This is a genomic window from Alkalicaulis satelles (assembly GCF_008630495.1).
Taxonomy (GTDB): Bacteria; Pseudomonadota; Alphaproteobacteria; order Caulobacterales; family Maricaulaceae; genus Oceanicaulis; species Oceanicaulis satelles.
The window spans coordinates 336648-354062 of sequence record NZ_VWOJ01000002.1; the positions used below are offsets into that span (position 1 = coordinate 336648).

Sequence of the window (17415 nt, forward strand, 5' to 3'; positions counted from 1 at the left end):
CGGCTCGGCTCAGAACCGGCGAAGAAAAAGGGTCCCGGCCCGCTTCATGCAGCGCAATGGCGCGGCGTTTGCGGTCACGGTTCCGGTCAGAAGGAATTGAGATATGTACGCGGTGATCAAGACCGGCGGCAAGCAGTACAGGGTGGCGCAAGGCGACGTCCTGCGGGTGGAGAAGCTCGACGCGGAAGCGGGCGACGTGGTCACGTTCGACCAGGTGCTCATGATCGGCGGCGAAGGCGAGGCCCTGGTGGGCGCTCCGGCTGTGGATGGCGCGGCGGTGACGGCCAATGTGCTCGATGAGCGCAAGGACAAGAAGGTCATCATCTTCAAGAAGCGCCGCCGTCAGAATTACCGCCGCAAGCGCGGCCATCGCCAGTGGATCACGGTGATCTCCATCGCCGAGATCCTCAAGCCCGGGACCAAATCGGCGCTCGGCGCCAAGTCCAAGGCGGCCAAGCCCGCCGCGAAGCCTGAAACGGCTGACGCGGCGCCGGCCAAGCCCGCCAAGGCTCCGGCGAAAGCCAAGGCCGAAGCCAAGACGGACGCCAAGCCCAAAGCCAAGGCGGCGGGCGGCGACGACCTGACGAAGCTCAATGGCGTGGGTCCGGCCTACGCCAAGAAGCTGGCCGAGGCGGGCGTCACCACATTCGCCCAGGTCGCAGCCTGGAGCGAGGCGGATCTCGAGCGTCTGGACGGCGAGATCGCCGGTCTGAAGGCGAAGGCGGAATCGGGCGGCTGGATCGCCCAGGCGAAAGAGCTGGCCGGCCAGTAAGGCCCGGCAGGCATTTGAAGGAGAGCGGATATGGCTCACAAGAAAGCAGGCGGCTCCTCGCGTAACGGCCGCGATTCCATCGGCCGGCGCCTGGGCGTCAAGAAATCCGGCGGCCAGGCCGTGGTCCCGGGCAATATCATCGTGCGCCAGCGCGGCACCAAATATTATCCCGGCGAGAATGTCGGCATGGGCAAGGATCATACCCTGTTCGCCCTCACCGAGGGCCGGGTGGAGTTCCGCACCAAGGCCAATGACCGCACTTTCGTCAATGTCGCCCCGCTTGCGAAGGCGGCTGAATAGGGCGGCGTGACAGGACACGGACCGCCCCTCCCGAGACGGGGCGATCCGGTCCGGCGGCAAGCTGGATAAAAGGGGAGACGGGTCGCCCGGCTCCCCTTTTTCGTGCGCCATCCCCGGCGCCTTGCCTGCACCAAGGAGGCCGCCATGACCGCGGCGCCCGAAACCAGACCCGACGCCCCGCCGGACCGGATCACCGCCCGGCTGGCCCTGCGCCCGATGCGCCTTGCTGATGCGCCCTTTCTGGCCCGGGAGGGCGGGCGGCCTGACGTGGCGCGCATGGTGGCGCGCATCCCGGCGCCCATGCCGGTGTTAAGTGCGGAGATGTTCATCCTGATCATGCGCGCGCGCGAAGACGCCGGACATTGCCAGGTGCGCCTGATCACACGGCGCCAAGATGGAACGCCCCTGGGCGTGATCGGTCTGCACGGGCGCAAGGCGGGCTCGCGCGATCTGGGCTATTGGCTGGCGCGCGAGCACTGGGGGCGGGGCTATATCAGCGAGGCGGCGGCGGCCATGGTGGACTTGGCCCGCGCGCGCGGCTTCACCCGCCTGACGGCGGGCCATTTCGCCGACAATCCGGCCTCGGGCCGGGTGCTGGAGAAGCTGGGCTTCGCCTATATCGATAACGGCCAGACCACGCCCATGTACTGCCTGGGGCGCCTGGCCAGCGTCCCGCACCGCGCCATGGCGCTACCCATCGGCCTCAAGACCGGATAGAGCATCCCTCATGAAATTCCTCGACCAAGCCAAGGTGTTCATCAAGTCCGGACAGGGCGGACAGGGGTGCGTCTCCTTCCGGCGGGAGAAATATATCGAGTTCGGCGGTCCCGATGGCGGTGATGGCGGCGCGGGCGGCGATGTCTGGGCCGAAGCGGTGGAGGGGCTCAATACCCTCATCGACTACCGCTACCAGCAGCATTTCAAGGCCGCGCGCGGCGTGCACGGCTCGGGGCGCAACCGCACCGGCCCGGACGGGGACAGCGTCACGATCAAAGTGCCGGTGGGCACACAGATCCTCGACGAGGACAATGAGACCGTGCTCGCCGACATGACCGAGGCCGGCCAGCGCGTGCTGCTGGCCAAGGGCGGGCGCGGGGGCAAGGGCAATGCCCACTTCACCACCAGCCGCAACCAGGCGCCGCGCATCTCCCAGCCGGGCGAGCCGGGCGAGGAGCGCTGGGTCTGGCTGCGCCTGAAACTGATCGCGGATGCAGGGCTGATCGGCCTGCCCAATGCGGGCAAGTCGACGCTGCTCTCGGTGGTGAGCGCGGCCACGCCGAAAATCGCCGACTATCCCTTCACCACCCTGCATCCCAATCTGGGCGTGGTGGATCTGGCCCCCGGCGCGCGCTTCGTGCTGGCCGATATTCCCGGCCTAATTGAAGGCGCCCATGAGGGCGCAGGGATCGGCGACCGCTTCCTCGGCCATGTGGAGCGCTGCGCGCTGCTGATCCATCTGGTGGACGCATCGGGCGAGGATCCTGCAGGCGCCTACGCCATCGTGCGCGGCGAGCTGGAAGCCTATGGCGCAGGGCTGGAGGACAAGCCCGAGATCGTGGTGCTGAACAAGACCGACGCGGTGGCTGAGGAGACGCTGGACGCCGCCGAGGCCGCCCTGCGCAAGGCCAGCGGGCGCGATGTTGTGCGCCTGTCGGGCGCCACACAGGACGGGGTGCGCCCCCTGATGTTCCAGGTGTGGGAGGCGGTCAAGGCCCGCCTGGCCGCCGAGCGCGAAGCGAAAGAGGCGGCGCGCGCGCCCGGCCAGGACGAGACCGGCTGGACCCCGTGAGCGCGGCTGCGCGACTGGACGCCGCCCGCCGGGTGGTGATCAAGATCGGATCGGCCCAGCTGATCGAGGCCGCCACGGGCGCGCCGCGCCCTCAACGCTTCGCCGCGCTGGCCGCCGACATCGCATCCTTGCGCGCGCGCGGTCAGGACGTTGTGCTGGTGTCTTCAGGCGCGGTGGCGCTGGGCCGGCCGCGGCTGGGGCTGGGCCCGCGCCAGAAGCTGAGCCTGGAACACAAGCAGGCCGCCGCCGCCGCGGGGCAAGCCCTGCTGATCCATCTGTGGGACCAGGCCTTCGCCGGGCACGGCTTCCCCGCCGCACAGGCGCTATTATCACCGGCTGACACCGAAGCACGCCCGCGCTGGCTCAATGCGCGCAATACGCTCGAAACCCTGATCCGTCTGGGCGCCGTGCCGGTGATCAACGAGAACGACACGGTGGCCACCGAGGAATTGCGCTTTGGCGATAATGACCGGCTGGCGGCCCGCACCGCCCAGCTGTGCGCGGCGCGTCTGCTGATCATATTATCTGACGTGGACGGACTGTATGACCGCGATCCGGCCCGGCCCGGCGCGCAGCATATCTCCGACATTCCCGCCATCACGCCGGCCATCGAGGCGCTGGCCGGTCCCGCCCGGTCCGGCGCAGGCACGGGCGGCATGGCCAGCAAGATCGCCGCGGCGCGCATCGCCATGGCGGCGGGCTGCGCGGTGGTGATCACATCCGGGGCAGCAGAGCGTCCGGTGGAGGCCTTGCGCCAGGGCGCGCGCGCCAGCTGGTTCGCCGCCCAAGGCTCGCCCGAAAGCGCGCGCCGGGCCTGGATACGCGGCTCTCTTGAGCCGTCAGGCCGGCTGCATCTGGACGCCGGAGCGCAGCGCGCGGTGACAGCCGGGCGCAGCCTTCTGCCTGCCGGCGTGGCCAAGGTGGAGGGGCGGTTTGCACGCGGCGAGGCCGTGCGCCTCATCGGCCCTGAGGGCGAGGCCTTCGCCACGGGCATCGCCGGTTACGACTCAGAAGAGGCCCGGCGCATTGCCGGCCTGCGCACCGGGAACGCCGAAGCCGCGCTGGGCTATCGCCGGGGCGCGGCGCTGGTGCATGCTGGCGATATCGTGCTGGACGGGGAGGACGCCTCATGACCATCTCAGAGCGCTTCGCCGCCATGGCCGCCAGGGGCCGCGCCGCCCGCCTCGCCGTGGAGCGCGCCGGGCCTGAAGCGCGCAGCGCGGCGCTGAAGGCCGGCGCCGCCGCCATCCGCGCGCGCGCCGATGCGATCCTGAGCGTCAATGCGAAAGAGACCCAAGCAGCGCGCACGCGGGGCGAATCCGCCGCCTTCATCGACCGGCTGACCCTCGATGCCGACCGCCTGGAAGCCATCGCTGCAGGTGTGGAGGCCATCGCCGCCCTGCCTGATCCGGTAGGCGCAGAGCGCCGCCGCTGGACCCGGCCCAACGGGCTGGAGATGGTGGAGGTGAGCGTTCCCATCGGGCTGATCGGGGTGATTTTCGAAAGCCGCCCCAATGTCACCGCCGACGCCGCCGCCCTGTGCCTGCGCGCAGGCAATGCGGTGATCCTGCGCGGCGGATCGGAGACGGCGGGCTCCAGCACGGCGCTGGTCAGCGCCCTGCGCGAAGGTCTGGAGGCGGCGGGCTTGCCCGCTGACGCCATCCAGACGCCCCCGGATGCAGACCGGGACTGGGTGACGGCCATGCTGTCGCTGGACGAGGGCGGATGCGATCTGGTCATCCCGCGCGGCGGCAAGAGCCTGGTCGCCCATGTGCGTGCATATGCGCGCACGCCCGTGCTGAGCCATCTCGACGGGGTGTGCCATGTCTATGTCCATGAGCGCGCCGACCCCGAAAAGGCCCTGCGCATCGTTCTGGATTCCAAGATGCGCCGCACCGGCGTGTGCAATGCGGCCGAGACCCTTCTCATCGATGCGGCCTGCGCGCCCGCCCTCCTGCCGGTGATCGCCGGGGCGCTCGCAGGCGCAGGCTGCGCCCTGCGCGGGGATGACGCGGCGCGGACCCTGGTTCCCGGTATGAAGGCGGCGGACGAAGCGGACTGGGCCACGGAATATCTCGACGCCATCCTGGCGGTGCGGGTGGTCGAAGGGCTGGACGCCGCCCTCGCCCATATCGCGGCCTATGGCTCGGGCCATACCGACGCCATCATCACGCAGGACGAGGCGGCCGCCCGGCGCTTTCTCCATGAAGCGGACTCGGCTGTGGTCCTGCACAACGCCGCCACGGGGTTTTCCGACGGGGGCGAGTTCGGGTTTGGCGGCGAGATCGGCATCGCCACCGGACGCCTGCATGCACGCGGGCCGGTGGGGGCCGCCCAGCTGACCACCCACAAATATATCGTGCTCGGACACGGCCAGGTGCGCGGATCATGGCCGGACTGAAGTCTGACACCCTCACGCCGGGCCTTCGTGTCGGGCTTTATGGCGGCTCGTTCAATCCGCCTCATGAGGGTCACAGGCATGTGGCGCAAACCGCGCTCAAGCGCCTGCAGCTGGACCGGGTCTGGTGGCTGGTCAGCCCGGGCAATCCGCTGAAGGACGACGCGCCAGCGCCGCTTGACGCCCGAATGGACGCCGTGCGGCGGCTGGCGCCGGGACCGCGCCATGTAATCAGCTCCATCGAGGCGCAACTGGGCGCGGGCTATACGATAGACCTCCTGCGCCATCTGCAGGCGCGCCACCCCGGCGTGCGCTTTGTCTGGATCATGGGGGCGGACGGTCTGGGCGAGCTGCACCGCTGGAAGGACTGGCGGGAGATAATTGCACGCATTCCTTTGGCCGTGATCGCCCGCGCCAGCGCCGGACCCGATCCGCGTTTCAGCCGTGCAGCCAAGGCCTTGCGCCAGCATCGTCTGCCCGAGAGCCAGGCGCGCGCGCTGGCGGACCGTGGCGCGCCCGGCTGGACTTATCTCACCGAGCCGTTACATCCCCATGCGTCGCGCCTGATGCGCGGCTGAGCCGCAGCTGCCCCCGCCAGATCATCATGACCATGACCCGCCCAGCCGCCAGCGCGCCGGAACTGGCTTTTTTCAAGGATTTGCGCCCGCCCGCAGGCGATTTCCGCGCTGATGTGCTCGACGGCCTGAGCAAGCCTCAAAAGGCCATTGCGCCCAAATACTTCTATGATGCGCAAGGCTCGCGCATATTCGATGCGATCACCCGGGCGCCGGAATATTACATCACCCGCACCGAGCTTGCCTTGCTGGACCAGACCGGGCCGGAGCTGCGCGCCCTGGCCGGGCCTGGCGCGGTGGTGCTGGAGCCGGGGGCGGGGTCCAGCGTCAAGGTGCGCAAGCTGATCGATGCGCTCGACAACCCGGCGGCCTATGTGGGCATGGATATTTCCGGCGAGCACGTGAAAGCGGCCTGCGCCGATATCGCCAGCGATCACCAGGACATGGTCATAGGCGCAGTTTGCCATGACTTCACCCGGCCCATCGATCTGGACGCCCTGCCCCTGCCGCCGGGGCGGCGCATCGTGTTCTTCCCCGGCTCCACCATCGGCAATTTCGAGCTGATTGACGCCAAAGCGCTATTACAGACCTTCCGCGACTGGCTCAGGCCCGGCGACGCGCTTCTGATCGGGGTGGATCTGCGCAAGGACGCCGCCATTCTGGAAGCCGCCTATGACGATGCGGGCGGGGCGACGGCGGCGTTCAACTATAATCTGGTGGCCCGGATCAATGCCGAACTGGATGGCACGATTGATCCTGAAGGCCTTGCATACAAGGCGTTCTGGAACCCGTACCGGTCGCGTGTGGAAATGTATCTCCAGGCTCTGCGCGACCAGTCCTTCACCGTGGCCGGGCGATCCTTCCAGCTGCGCGCCGAAGAGACCATCCACACCGAAAACTCGCATAAATTCACCCCGGACATTTTCCGCGACCTGGCCCGGTCCGCCGGACTGGCGCCAAAACACGTGTTTCTGGCGCCCGCCGAGGCCTTTTCCATACACTGGCTCGAACGCGCCCGCGAAGCATGATAGATTGAAGACTTGTCCGGGATGAGCCGGACGAATTGAGGAGCCAGGATACTGTCCACCGACCTGCAACACCGCGCCCCGGACGGCGAGGCCGCCGCGCGCATTCACGGGCCCCAGGCGCTCGAAGCCCTGGTCATAGCCGCGCTTGAGGACGACAAGGCCGAAGACATCGTCGCCATCGACCTTGAAGGCAAATCCTCGGTCACCGACATCATGATCATCGCCTCGGGCCGGTCCAACCGGCATGTGGGCGCGATCTCCGATCACCTCCTGACCAAACTCAAGGAGGCCGGGGTGAATGGCGTGCGCGCCGAGGGGCTGAAGACCGCCGACTGGGTGCTGATCGATGCGGGCGATGTGATCGTCCATGTCTTCCGCCCCGAAGTGCGCGCCTTCTACGATCTGGAGAAGATGTGGTCGGCGTCGCCGGGCGGCGCGGCCTGATCTGACGGCGTCCAGACGCGGAGCTTGAGCCATGCGTGCGGAAATCCGGGCCGTCGGACGGCTGAAGGCCGGGCCCGAGCGCACGCTGGTCGATGATTATCTCGCCCGCGCCACGGCCCAGGGCCGCGCGCTGGGTCTGGGTCCCTTCACAGAACGCGAAACCGATCCGCGCAGCCTGAAAGACCGCGCCGCCGAGACGGCCGCCCTCCTGGACGCGCTGGAGCCGGGCGCAGCCGTGTTTGTACTGGACGAGACCGGCCGCACGCTGGGCTCTGCGGACTTTTCCGGGCTGCTGGCCAGACACCGTGACGAGGGCGTGCGCCAGGCGGTATTTCTCATCGGCGGTGCGGACGGGCATGAGCGCGCGCTTCTGCCCGCCGGCGCGCGGCTGATCAGCTATGGCGCAGCCACTTGGCCGCACAAGCTGGTGCGCGTCATGCTGGCCGAACAGCTCTACCGGGCCGTTTCGCTGATCGCGGGATCGCCTTATCACCGGGAGGGATGATGCCAGCTGCCCTCATCACCGCCCTGATGCTGGCGCTGAGCCTGGCCATGGCCCAGTCCGCCCCCGATCCGGAGCGGGCGGAGGAACTGGAGAGCCAGGCCGAAGCCCTGCGCGAGGAAGCTGAGGCGCGCCGCCTCGACGCCGAGGCCGCAAGCGCCGAGATCGCCCTGTTGCAGCGCCGGCTCGCCGCGGCGGGCGACGAGGTGCGGGCGCGCGAAACCGAGGCGTCGCGCGCCGTATCTGAGCTTGAAGCGCTGGAGGCTGAGCGCGCAGAGCTGCGCGAGCGCCTGGCCGCCGACAGGGCCGGGCTGGCCCAGGTGCTGGCCGCCCTGCAGCGCATCGCCCTGGCCGATCCCCCCGCCCTGGCGGTCACCCCGGACGATGCAGCCGAAGCGGCGCGCGCCGCCAGCCTGCTCGCCGCCCTCGCTCCGCAGCTTGAAGCGCGCGCGCGCGCCGTGCGCGAACGCCTGGCCGAGATCGAGGCGCTGGAGCTGCGCCTGACCGCCCAGGCTGATGCTGTGGCCGATGCGCGCGAGGCGCTGTCCGAGACCCGCGCGGAAGTGGAAGCATTGATCGCCCGGCGCCGGGACGCCGAACGGCGCCTGCGCGCAGAAGCCGATGATCTGTCGTCGCGCGCCGCGCGCATTGCGCGCGAGGCGGGCTCCCTGCGCGAACTGCTCGCCGAGATCCGCCGCTTCGCCGCCGCCGAGCCGCGCCTGGCCCCGCGCTTTGATCCGCCCGCGCCGCCCGAGGCTGACGGACCGCCTGTGCCGCGCCTGGCGCCCGGACGCGAGGATCCGCCCGAAGAGGCGCTGGGCGCCTTGCTGGCCGAAGCCCAGCAGGCCGTACGCCCGTCTGCATCAGGGGGGCTGGTTGACGCCCGCCCCCTGACCGGCCCGCCTGAAACGCTGCGCCTGGCCGATGCGCGCGGCGCGCTGCGCCCGCCGGTCAATGGCCGCCTGGCGGTGCGTTCGGGACAGCCCGGTCCGGACGGGGTGCGCCGGGACGGCGTATGGTTCGAGGCCGCGCCGCGCGCCGCCGTCACCGCGCCCTTTGACGGCATGACCGTCTATGCCGGCCCGTTCCAGGGCTTTGATGGTGTGGTGATGATCAACACGCCCGACGGCTACACGATTGTGTTAGGCGGGCTTGCGCTGATCTATGCATCGGAGGGACAGTCCCTTTTGACCGGCGAGCCGGTGGGACTCATGAGCGACCGTGCCAATCCGGCTCCAATGCTCTATCTTGAGATACGCCGCAGCTCGGACGACGCTACAGACCCCGAGCCTTGGCTGCGGCCTGAATATCGCAGGGGCTGATGCGCCTGCCTGACGCTGCCGAACGAGGATGACCCGCATGCGCCTCCTGATCATCGCTTCCGCCGTCCTTTTCGGGATTGGAGCCGCGACGCTGGGCATGTCCGCCGAGCGCCCCGACCGGGACCGCGCCGAGACCTTCCGCCAGCTCGAACTGTTCGGCGATGTGCTCAGCCGGGTTGAATCCGATTACGTGGTCGAAACCGACAAGGCCATGCTGATCGAGGCGGCGATCAACGGCATGCTGACTTCGCTTGATCCCCATTCGCGCTATTTGCCGCCGGAAGCTTTCCAGGAGATGCAGACCACTACGCGCGGGGAATATTACGGCATCGGCATCGAGGTCACCTGGCGCAATGACATGGTCACCATCGTCTCGCCCATCGCCGGCACGCCGGGCGAAGAGGCCGGACTGGAAGCCAATGACGTGATCCTGGCGGTGGACGGGGACAATATGGTTGGCGCGGGCATGGACGCGGTGGTCGAGCGCATTCGCGGCCCGGCCGGCGAGCCGGTGACCCTGACCATCGGGCGCGAGGGCGAAGACCCGTTCGAGGTGACCGTGGTGCGCGCCGCCGTGGAGGTGCGCTCGGTGGTCTATCGCATGGAAGAGGACCTGCCTTACCTGCGCATCACCACCTTCAACGAGAACACGACAGAGCGCGTGACCGCCGCGCTGCGCGATCTGGTCAACGCTCAGGGCGGGCCGCTGCCGGGTCTGATCCTGGACGTGCGCTCCAATCCGGGCGGCCTGCTGGAGCAGTCTGTGAGCGTGTCGAGCCTGTTCCTGGACCGCGGCGAGGTGGTCTCCACCCGCGGGCGCGATCCGCGCGACACACGGCGCTATAACGCCGAAGCGGGCGATATGCTGGCGGGCGCGCCCATCGTGGTGCTGGTCAATGCCGGCTCGGCGAGCGCCTCGGAGATCGTGGCCGGCGCCCTGCAGGACCGCGAGCGCGCGACTGTTGTGGGCCTGCCCAGCTTCGGCAAGGGCTCCATGCAGACCGTGGTGCCGCTGCGCGGGGGACGCGACGGCGCGCTGCGCCTGACCACGGCGCGCTATTACACGCCCGCCGGGCGCTCCATCCAGGGCTGGGGCGTGATCCCCGACGTGCTGGTCGCGCCGCGCCAGATCACGCCGGAGACCCGCATCCTGTCGGGCGAGGCGGACCTGCGCAATGCCTTGTCCAATGAGAACGGCGAGCGCGAGCCGCCCTTCGATTTCGAGGATATCCGCCAGCCGCCCGAGGACTGGAATACCTCGGACGACTTCCAGCTCAAGGCCGCGCGCGAGGAATTGCGCGCCCGCATGGCCCGGCGCGAGGCCCGGCTGCAATAACGCCGCCCATCCAGCCCGCCTGAGCGCCGCCCCTTGCCCGGGGCGGCGCGCAGCGGCATAGACCCGCCCCATGGCCGCTCCTCCGCTCCTCACCCTCGCCGGCATCCAGCTGACATTCGGCGCGACCCCGCTTCTGACCGGGGCCGACATGATTGTCGGGCCGGGCGAACGCATCGGGCTGGTGGGGCGTAACGGCTCGGGCAAGTCCTCTTTCCTGAAGATCGCCGCCGGGCTGATCGAAGCCGATGCCGGCGAGCGCTTCGCCCATCCCGGCGCCACGGTGCGCTATCTGCCTCAGGAACCGGATCTGGCCGGGCACGCCAGCGTCATCGAGTATGTGCGCGCTGGCCTGACGCCGGGCGATGACGCCTACCGGGCCGATTATCTGTGCCAGCATCTCGGCCTTGATCCCGAAGCCGCGCCTTCGAAGCTGTCAGGCGGCGAGGCGCGCCGGGCCGCGCTGGCGCGCACGCTGGCGCCCCAACCGGACGTATTGTTGCTGGACGAACCCACCAACCATCTCGACCTGCCCGCTATTGAATGGCTGGAGGACGAGCTCAAGGGCTGGCGCGGGGCGCTGGTGCTGATCAGTCACGACCGGCGCTTTCTGGAGACTCTCACGCGCGCCGTGGTGTGGATCGACCGCGGAATTACGCGCCGGCTGGACAAGGGCTTTTCCCGGTTCGAGGCCTGGCGCGACGAGGTGTTCGCCGCGGAAGAAGCCGAGCGCCACAAGCTCGCCCGACAGATCGAGCGCGAAGAGCACTGGATGCGCTATGGCGTCACGGCCAGGCGCACGCGCAATATGCGCCGGGTGGGCGAGCTGCAGGACATGAAGGCCCAGCTGAAAGCCTGGCGCGGCCCCCAGGGCGCAGCCGCCATGGCGCTGAGCGAAGCCGAACGCTCGGGCAAGCTGGTGATTGAGGCTGAAGGCCTCACCCATAGCTTTGGCGAGCGGGTGATCGCGAAGGATTTGTCCCTGCGCATTGCGCGCGGCGACCGCCTGGCCCTGATCGGACCCAACGGGGCGGGCAAGACCACGCTGATCCGGCTCTTGACCGGCCAGCTGACGCCGGCTGAGGGCGCAGTGCGCCTGGGCGCCAATCTCGACATCGCGGCGCTGGACCAGAATCGCGCGGCCCTGAAGCCCGAATGGAGCGTGGCCGAAGCCATCGCGCCGGGCGGCGGCGAGCGCGTGGAGGTGGGCGGATCGGTCAAGCATGTGGCCGCCTATATGAAGGACTTCCTGTTCCAGCCCGAACAGGCGCGCACGCCGGTCCGGGCGCTGTCGGGCGGTGAGCGGGCGAGGCTGATGCTGGCGCGCGCCCTGGCCCTGCCGTCCAATCTTCTGGTGCTGGACGAGCCGACCAATGATCTCGATCTGGAAACCCTCGACCTGTTGGAAGGGCTGATCGCGGACTATGCCGGAACGGTTATCCTGGTCAGCCATGACCGCGATTTCATCGACCGCACCGCCACCGCCACGCTCGCCTATGAAAGCGATGGCGTGTGGCGGCTCTATGCGGGCGGCTATAGCGACATGACCGCCCAGCGCGGAGCGGGCGTGGCGGCGCGCAAAGGCGAGGCGCCCGCGCGCCAGGACAAATCCGCCAGCCCCCCGGCCCGCGCGCCGGAACGGCCCCAAGGCCGCGCCAAGCTGTCCTTCAAGGACAAGCATGCTCTGGAAACCCTGCCCGGCGAGATCGAGGCGCTGGGTGAACGCATCGCAGCGCTGGAGGCCGAGCTGGCCGACCCGGCCCTGTTCACCCGCGATCCGGCCCGTTTCAACGCCGCCAGCGCCGAGCTGGCGGGCCTCAGCGATGAGCGCGCCGCTAAGGAAGACCGCTGGCTGGAGCTGGAAATGCTGCGCGAGGAGATGGAGGGCGGCGGCTGAAGCCGGGGCGGGATTTCCCTGGCGTCACCGGCATAAAAATCGTAACGTATTGGCGTTACGTTGGAAACTTGGCGCCAGCCCGTTGCTCATGCCGGACACGCGCGCCCGGGCTTTCCGTTTCTGGCCGCTCTGCATTGACGGGGCCGGCGATCCAAAAGGGATAATCAGATAGTCCAATGATCGGCATGTTTGCCTTGGCGGCCATCTCCGCCATAACGCTGACCGGCCTGGTCGCAGCCCAGGATTACAGGCTGGATCCGGCCTATGGGGAGGTGAACCTGTCCTCCGGCTTCACGCCCGACCCCCATATTGTCAATCTTCAAGCGGGCGGTCCGCTCCCGGCGCGCAATATCTCCCGCCAGTGCGACGGCTACATCGCCGACGCGCCGGACGTGCGTCTCGAATACGCCGCCGGCAGCTGGCCGCTCATCATCTCCACCAACGCCCAGGCCGACACCACGCTGGTGATCAACGGCCCGGACGGCTCGCGGTATTGCGATGATGATGGCGGCGAGGGCTTCAACGCCTCGCTGCGCTTCGACGAACCCATGTCCGGCCAGTACGATATCTGGGTCGGCACATACCGCTCGGGACGCCTGCCCTCGGCCCAGCTGCAAATTTCGGAAATGTACAGCCAGTAGCGCCTGCCCGCGGCCATGCGCGCCGGCCCTTGCATTTCGGGCTGGCGCGCGTATAACCCGCGCTCCAATAAATCAGGCCCACCCGGCCCCATCGACATGCCGGGCGGCCGCAGACCGCGTCCAGCGCTGATAAGCGCCTGAATGTTTGAAGGAGAGCGAAATGTCGAAGATGAAGACCAAAAGCGGCGCCAAGAAGCGCTTCAAGGTCACGGCCACGGGCAAGGTCCTGGCCGCTCAGTCTGGCAAGCGCCACGGCATGATCAAGCGGACCCCGAAACAGATCCGCCAGAAACGCGGCACCGTCGCCCTTTCGGCGCCGGACGCGAAGATCGTCAAGCGCTCGTATTTTCCGTACAACCGCTAAGCGGTCCGGACCCCACCAGATCAGAGCCGTCAAGGAGATCATCCCATGGCCCGCGTTTCCACCGGTCCGGCCCGTCATGCCCGGAGAAAAAAAGTTCTTGATCAGGCCAAAGGCTATTATGGCCGCCGCAAGAACACCATTCGCGTCGCCCGTCAGGCCGTCGAAAAGGCCAACCAGTACGCCTATCGCGACCGCCGCGCCAAGAAGCGCGTGTTCCGCGCCCTCTGGATCCAGCGCATCAACGCGGCTGCACGCCTCAATGGCCTGACCTACGCCAGCTTCATGAACGGCCTGAACAAGGCCGGCATCGAGCTGGACCGCAAGGTGCTGTCCGACATCGCGATCCACGAGCCCGAAGCGTTTACCTCGCTGGCCGAGCAGGCCAAGCAGGCGCTGGCGTAAGAGCTCACCGCTCTCACACCTGGATTTCAGCGCCCGCCTGGCCCCGCCAGGCGGGCGTTTGCGTCTGGACGCGCCGCAACGCACAAACCGGGCGCCCCTTCGCGGCAAAACACGCTAGACACCGCCCACGTCAAACTCACCCGACCGGAATGCACCCATGAGCCAGACCGCCGAACTCGACGCGCTTGAAGCGCGCTTCACGGCTGACATCGCCGCCGCCGCCGACCTGAAAGCCCTTGACGACATCCGCGTCGCGGCTCTGGGCAAGAAGGGCGAGGTGTCGCTGAAAATGCGTGCGCTGGGCGGTATGAGCCCTGAGGAGCGCCAGGTGATGGGCCCGGCCCTCAACGGCCTGCGCGACCGGCTGGGCGCGGCGCTGGATGCGCGCAAATCCGCGCTGGAAGACGCCGCCCTCAACGCCGCGCTGGCGTCCGAGCGTGTCGATGTGAGCCTGCCGGCCCGGCGCGAACCGGCGGGCAGCCTGCATCCGGTCTCCCAGGTGATGGAGGAGCTGGCGGCCATTTTCGCCGATATGGGCTTCGCCGTGGCCGAAGGCCCGGACGTGGAGGACGACTTCCATAATTTCACCGCCCTCAACTTCCCCGCCGGCCACCCGGCGCGCGACATGCACGACACGTTTTTCATGACGCCCGACGAGGGCGGCATCGCCAAACTCCTGCGCACCCATACCTCGCCGGTGCAGATCCGCACGCTGATGGGGTCCAAGCCGCCCGTGCGCATCATCGCGCCGGGCCGGGTCTACCGGTGTGACTGGGACCAGACCCATACGCCCATGTTCCATCAGGTGGAAGGGCTGGTGATCGACCGCGAGACCCATATGGGCCACCTGAAAGGCTGCCTGATCGATTTCCTGTCCGCCTTCTTCGAGACCGACGAGGTGGAGGCGCGCCTTCGCCCGCACCACTTCCCCTTCACCGAGCCCAGCGCCGAGATGGACGTGCGCTATGAGCGTGTGGGCGATGCGGTGAAGGTGGGCTCGGGCGATAAATGGATGGAGATCCTCGGCTGCGGCATGGTCCATCCCAATGTGATCCGCGCCTGCGGCCTGGACCCGGAGGAGTATCAGGGCTTCGCCTTCGGCATGGGGGTGGATCGCCTCGCCATGCTCAAATACGGCATGCCGGACCTGCGCCCCTTCTTCGAGCCCGACGCGCGCTGGCTCGCCCATTACGGCTTCAGCCCGCTCTTGCAAGCCAATCTGGCCACTGGCCTTAGCTGATTGACCCGGACGCACACGCGATGAAATTCACCCTCTCCTGGCTCAAACGCCATCTGGACACCGATCTCTCCATCCCGGCCCTGACCGACGCCATGACCATGGCCGGGCTTGAGATCGAGCATGTGGACGACCCGGCGGCGCGCCTGTCCCCCTTCACCACCGCGCGCGTCATCGCCGCCGAGCCGCACCCGGATGCGGACAAGCTGCGCGTTTGCACGGTGGAGACGAAGGACGGCGTCAAGCAGATCGTGTGCGGGGCGCCCAATGCGCGCGCCGGCATGACCGCCATCTACGCCCCGCTGGGCGCGTATATCCCGGGCCTGGATTTTTCGCTGGACGCCAAGCCGCGCAAGATCCGCGGCGTGGAGAGCCACGGCATGCTGTGCTCGACCAAGGAGCTGGAAGCCGGCGAGGATCATGACGGCATCGCCGACCTTGAGGGCGACTGGCCGGTGGGCACGCCCGCAGCGCAGGCGCTGGGCCTCAATGATCCGGTGATCGATTTCGAGGTCACCCCCAACCGGCCCGACTGGCTGGGCGTGCACGGCATTGCGCGCGATCTCGCCGCCGCCGGGGCGGGCGTGTTCAGGGATGAAGCCATCGCGCCCGTGGCGGGGCTTTACCCCTGCCCTGTCCGCATCGAAACGGAATGGCCTGAAGCCTGCCCGGTGTTCGCCGGACGGGTGATCAAGGGCGTCAAGAACGGCGCCTCGCCGGACTGGCTGCAGCGCTGGCTCAAATCCGTGGGCCTGCGCCCGATCAATCTGTTGGCCGATGTGACCAATTTCGTCTCCTACGACCGCGCGCGCCCGCTCCATGCCTATGATCTGGCCAAAATCGGCAAGGTGATCCGGGCGCGGCGCGGGGCGGGCGAGGGCGATACGTTCGAGGCGCTGGACGGGCGCGAGTATCAGCCCGCCTCCCATCACTGCGTGATCGCGGACGATGAGCGCTGCCTTGGCCTGGGCGGCGTCATGGGCGGGGAATATTCGGGCTGCACGGACGCCACGACGGACGTGTTCCTCGAGAGCGCCTGGTTTGATCCGGCTATCACCCGCGTCACGGGCCGGGAGACCGGCATCGACAGCGACGCCAAATACCGCTTCGAGCGCGGCGTGGACCCGGAAAGCGTGATGGACGGGCTGGAGCTCGCCACCGCGCTGATCATCGAATATGGCGGCGGCGAACCCAGCGAGGTCACGGTGGCGGGCGAGGCGCCGGCGCGCCTGCCGGACATCGCCTTTGATCCGGCGCGGGTGAAGAAGCTCTTGGGCCTGGACCTGCCTTCGGACCGCATCGAGGCCATCCTCACCGCGCTGGGCTTCGCCGTGACGCGCGGCGATGTGTGGACGGTCGCCCTGCCCAGCTGGCGGCGTGATTGTCATGAGGGCGCGGACCTGATCGAGGAGATCGCCCGCATCGAGGGCTATGACCAGCTGCCCGCCACCCGGCTTGCCCGCCCTGACGGGCGCTTGGAGGCGCCGGCCACCGTGTTGCAAAACCGGGTGCGCGCCAGCCGCCGGGCTGTGGCCCAGCGCGGCTATCAGGAGGCGGTGACCTGGTCCTTCTGCCACCACAGCGAAGCGGCCCTGTTCGGCGGAGCCGGGCCGGGCCTGACGCTGGCCAATCCGATCAGCTCCAAGCTGGACGTGATGCGCCCCAGCGCGCTTGTCCATCTGATCACCGCGCTGGAAGCCAATGCGCGCAGAGGGCTCACCGATCCGCGCTTCTTCGAGGCCGGGCCGGTCTATCTCAATGATCAGCCCGACGGCCAGCGCACGGTCGTGGCCGCGGCCCGCCGGGTCATCGCGGCGCGCGACTGGCGCGGCGCGGGCGCGCCGGACGTGTTCGACATCAAGGCTGATGCGCTCGCCGCGCTGGCCGCAGCGGACGCGCCGGTGGACAATCTGCAGGTCAGCACGGACACCCATGACTGGTGGCATCCGGGCCGGTCGGGCGCCTTGCGTCTTGGCCGCAATCTGATCGCCGAGTTCGGCGAGCTTCACCCGCGCGTGCTCAAGGCGCTGGACGTGGAGGGCCGGGTTCTGGCCTTCGAGATCACGCTGGACGCCATCCCGGCGCCGCGCAAGAAAGCCCTCAAGGCCCGCCCGGCGCTGGCCCTGTCAGATCTGATGCCGGTGCGCCGCGACTTCGCCTTCCTGGTCCCGGAGACGCTCAGCGCGGGCGAGCTGATGCGCGCGGTGCGCGGGGCAGACAAGGCGCTGATCGCCGATGTGGCGCTATTTGACCGCTATCAGGGCGCGGGCGTGCCCGAAGGCCATGTCAGCCTCGCCCTGGAAGTGACGCTGCAGCCCGCAGACAAGACCCTCACCGAGGCCGAAATCGAGGCCGCGTCGAAAGCCATCATCACCGCGGCGGAGAAAGCGGGCGCGCGCCTGCGGGCCTGA

At 68.6% G+C, this 17415-nt stretch carries 18 protein-coding genes; all 18 read left to right on the forward strand.

Annotated features, from left to right (window positions below; translation table 11 throughout):
• Window positions 1–103 precede the first annotated feature (103 nt).
• Window positions 104–772: a 50S ribosomal protein L21 gene (locus tag F1654_RS07275; protein WP_150022862.1), complete on the forward strand. Its 669-nt coding sequence runs from the start codon at window positions 104–106 to the stop codon at window positions 770–772.
• Window positions 773–802: 30 nt separating this feature from the next.
• On the forward strand, window positions 803–1072 hold the full coding sequence (rpmA, locus tag F1654_RS07280) for a 50S ribosomal protein L27 (RefSeq protein ID WP_150022863.1): 270 nt from the start codon (window positions 803–805) through the stop codon (window positions 1070–1072).
• Between the two features lie 144 nt (window positions 1073–1216).
• On the forward strand, window positions 1217–1789 hold the full coding sequence (locus F1654_RS07285) for a GNAT family N-acetyltransferase (protein ID WP_150022864.1): 573 nt from the start codon (window positions 1217–1219) through the stop codon (window positions 1787–1789).
• 10 nt (window positions 1790–1799) lie between these two features.
• A complete protein-coding gene (obgE, locus tag F1654_RS07290) occupies window positions 1800–2861 on the forward strand; it encodes a GTPase ObgE (protein WP_150022865.1) in 1062 nt (353 codons plus the stop codon).
• A 35-nt stretch (window positions 2862–2896) separates the two neighbouring features.
• Window positions 2897–3994, forward strand: coding sequence for a glutamate 5-kinase (proB, locus tag F1654_RS07295; RefSeq protein WP_408628248.1), 1098 nt, complete (start codon window positions 2897–2899; stop codon window positions 3992–3994).
• The gene (locus F1654_RS07300) at window positions 3991–5262 is read left to right on the forward strand and encodes a glutamate-5-semialdehyde dehydrogenase (protein WP_150022867.1); all 1272 of its coding nucleotides are present in this window, start codon (window positions 3991–3993) and stop codon (window positions 5260–5262) included. The genes proB and F1654_RS07300 overlap by 4 nt, the downstream gene beginning before the upstream one ends.
• Window positions 5250–5837 (forward strand): nicotinate-nucleotide adenylyltransferase, encoded by a 588-nt coding sequence (locus F1654_RS07305; protein ID WP_199200502.1) that lies wholly within the window; start codon window positions 5250–5252, stop codon window positions 5835–5837. Before F1654_RS07300 ends, F1654_RS07305 begins: the two co-directional genes overlap by 13 nt.
• 32 nt (window positions 5838–5869) lie before the next feature.
• The gene (egtD, locus tag F1654_RS07310; protein WP_150022869.1) at window positions 5870–6862 is read left to right on the forward strand and encodes an L-histidine N(alpha)-methyltransferase; all 993 of its coding nucleotides are present in this window, start codon (window positions 5870–5872) and stop codon (window positions 6860–6862) included.
• A 135-nt stretch (window positions 6863–6997) separates the two neighbouring features.
• Window positions 6998–7306: a ribosome silencing factor gene (rsfS, locus tag F1654_RS07315; protein ID WP_150022870.1), complete on the forward strand. Its 309-nt coding sequence runs from the start codon at window positions 6998–7000 to the stop codon at window positions 7304–7306.
• A 31-nt stretch (window positions 7307–7337) separates the two neighbouring features.
• On the forward strand, window positions 7338–7811 hold the full coding sequence (rlmH, locus tag F1654_RS07320) for a 23S rRNA (pseudouridine(1915)-N(3))-methyltransferase RlmH (RefSeq protein WP_150022871.1): 474 nt from the start codon (window positions 7338–7340) through the stop codon (window positions 7809–7811).
• A complete protein-coding gene (locus F1654_RS07325; protein WP_150022872.1) occupies window positions 7811–9130 on the forward strand; it encodes a murein hydrolase activator EnvC family protein in 1320 nt (439 codons plus the stop codon). Before rlmH ends, F1654_RS07325 begins: the two co-directional genes overlap by 1 nt.
• Before the next feature lie 37 nt (window positions 9131–9167).
• A complete protein-coding gene (locus F1654_RS07330; protein ID WP_150022873.1) occupies window positions 9168–10466 on the forward strand; it encodes a S41 family peptidase in 1299 nt (432 codons plus the stop codon).
• 70 nt (window positions 10467–10536) lie between these two features.
• Complete coding sequence (locus F1654_RS07335) at window positions 10537–12360, forward strand: ABC-F family ATP-binding cassette domain-containing protein (RefSeq protein WP_150022874.1); 1824 nt, start codon at window positions 10537–10539, stop codon at window positions 12358–12360.
• Window positions 12361–12536: 176 nt separating this feature from the next.
• On the forward strand, window positions 12537–13001 hold the full coding sequence (locus F1654_RS07340; RefSeq protein ID WP_233205182.1) for a peptidase S1: 465 nt from the start codon (window positions 12537–12539) through the stop codon (window positions 12999–13001).
• A 160-nt stretch (window positions 13002–13161) separates the two neighbouring features.
• Window positions 13162–13365: a 50S ribosomal protein L35 gene (rpmI, locus tag F1654_RS07345; protein WP_150022875.1), complete on the forward strand. Its 204-nt coding sequence runs from the start codon at window positions 13162–13164 to the stop codon at window positions 13363–13365.
• Between the two features lie 45 nt (window positions 13366–13410).
• Window positions 13411–13767 (forward strand): 50S ribosomal protein L20, encoded by a 357-nt coding sequence (rplT, locus tag F1654_RS07350; protein ID WP_150022876.1) that lies wholly within the window; start codon window positions 13411–13413, stop codon window positions 13765–13767.
• A 157-nt stretch (window positions 13768–13924) separates the two neighbouring features.
• Window positions 13925–15007, forward strand: coding sequence for a phenylalanine--tRNA ligase subunit alpha (gene pheS, locus F1654_RS07355; RefSeq protein WP_150022877.1), 1083 nt, complete (start codon window positions 13925–13927; stop codon window positions 15005–15007).
• A gap of 20 nt (window positions 15008–15027) precedes the next feature.
• Entirely contained in the window at window positions 15028–17415 is a 2388-nt protein-coding gene (gene pheT / locus F1654_RS07360; protein WP_150022878.1) for a phenylalanine--tRNA ligase subunit beta, read from the forward strand.

Bases quoted from the DNA above. Each gene is read 5' to 3' on its own strand.
- F1654_RS07275 (WP_150022862.1), top strand. From the start codon at position 104: ATGTACGCGGTGATCAAGACCGGCGGCAAGCAGTACAGGGTGGCGCAA.
- rpmA (WP_150022863.1), top strand. From the start codon at position 803: ATGGCTCACAAGAAAGCAGGCGGCTCCTCGCGTAACGGCCGCGATTCC.
- F1654_RS07285 (WP_150022864.1), top strand. From the start codon at position 1,217: ATGACCGCGGCGCCCGAAACCAGACCCGACGCCCCGCCGGACCGGATC.
- obgE (WP_150022865.1), top strand. From the start codon at position 1,800: ATGAAATTCCTCGACCAAGCCAAGGTGTTCATCAAGTCCGGACAGGGC.
- F1654_RS07300 (WP_150022867.1), top strand. From the start codon at position 3,991: ATGACCATCTCAGAGCGCTTCGCCGCCATGGCCGCCAGGGGCCGCGCC.
- F1654_RS07305 (WP_199200502.1), top strand. From the start codon at position 5,250: ATGGCCGGACTGAAGTCTGACACCCTCACGCCGGGCCTTCGTGTCGGG.
- egtD (WP_150022869.1), top strand. From the start codon at position 5,870: ATGACCCGCCCAGCCGCCAGCGCGCCGGAACTGGCTTTTTTCAAGGAT.
- rlmH (WP_150022871.1), top strand. From the start codon at position 7,338: ATGCGTGCGGAAATCCGGGCCGTCGGACGGCTGAAGGCCGGGCCCGAG.
- F1654_RS07325 (WP_150022872.1), top strand. From the start codon at position 7,811: ATGCCAGCTGCCCTCATCACCGCCCTGATGCTGGCGCTGAGCCTGGCC.
- F1654_RS07330 (WP_150022873.1), top strand. From the start codon at position 9,168: ATGCGCCTCCTGATCATCGCTTCCGCCGTCCTTTTCGGGATTGGAGCC.
- F1654_RS07335 (WP_150022874.1), top strand. From the start codon at position 10,537: ATGGCCGCTCCTCCGCTCCTCACCCTCGCCGGCATCCAGCTGACATTC.
- F1654_RS07340 (WP_233205182.1), top strand. From the start codon at position 12,537: ATGATCGGCATGTTTGCCTTGGCGGCCATCTCCGCCATAACGCTGACC.
- rpmI (WP_150022875.1), top strand. From the start codon at position 13,162: ATGTCGAAGATGAAGACCAAAAGCGGCGCCAAGAAGCGCTTCAAGGTC.
- rplT (WP_150022876.1), top strand. From the start codon at position 13,411: ATGGCCCGCGTTTCCACCGGTCCGGCCCGTCATGCCCGGAGAAAAAAA.
- pheS (WP_150022877.1), top strand. From the start codon at position 13,925: ATGAGCCAGACCGCCGAACTCGACGCGCTTGAAGCGCGCTTCACGGCT.
- pheT (WP_150022878.1), top strand. From the start codon at position 15,028: ATGAAATTCACCCTCTCCTGGCTCAAACGCCATCTGGACACCGATCTC.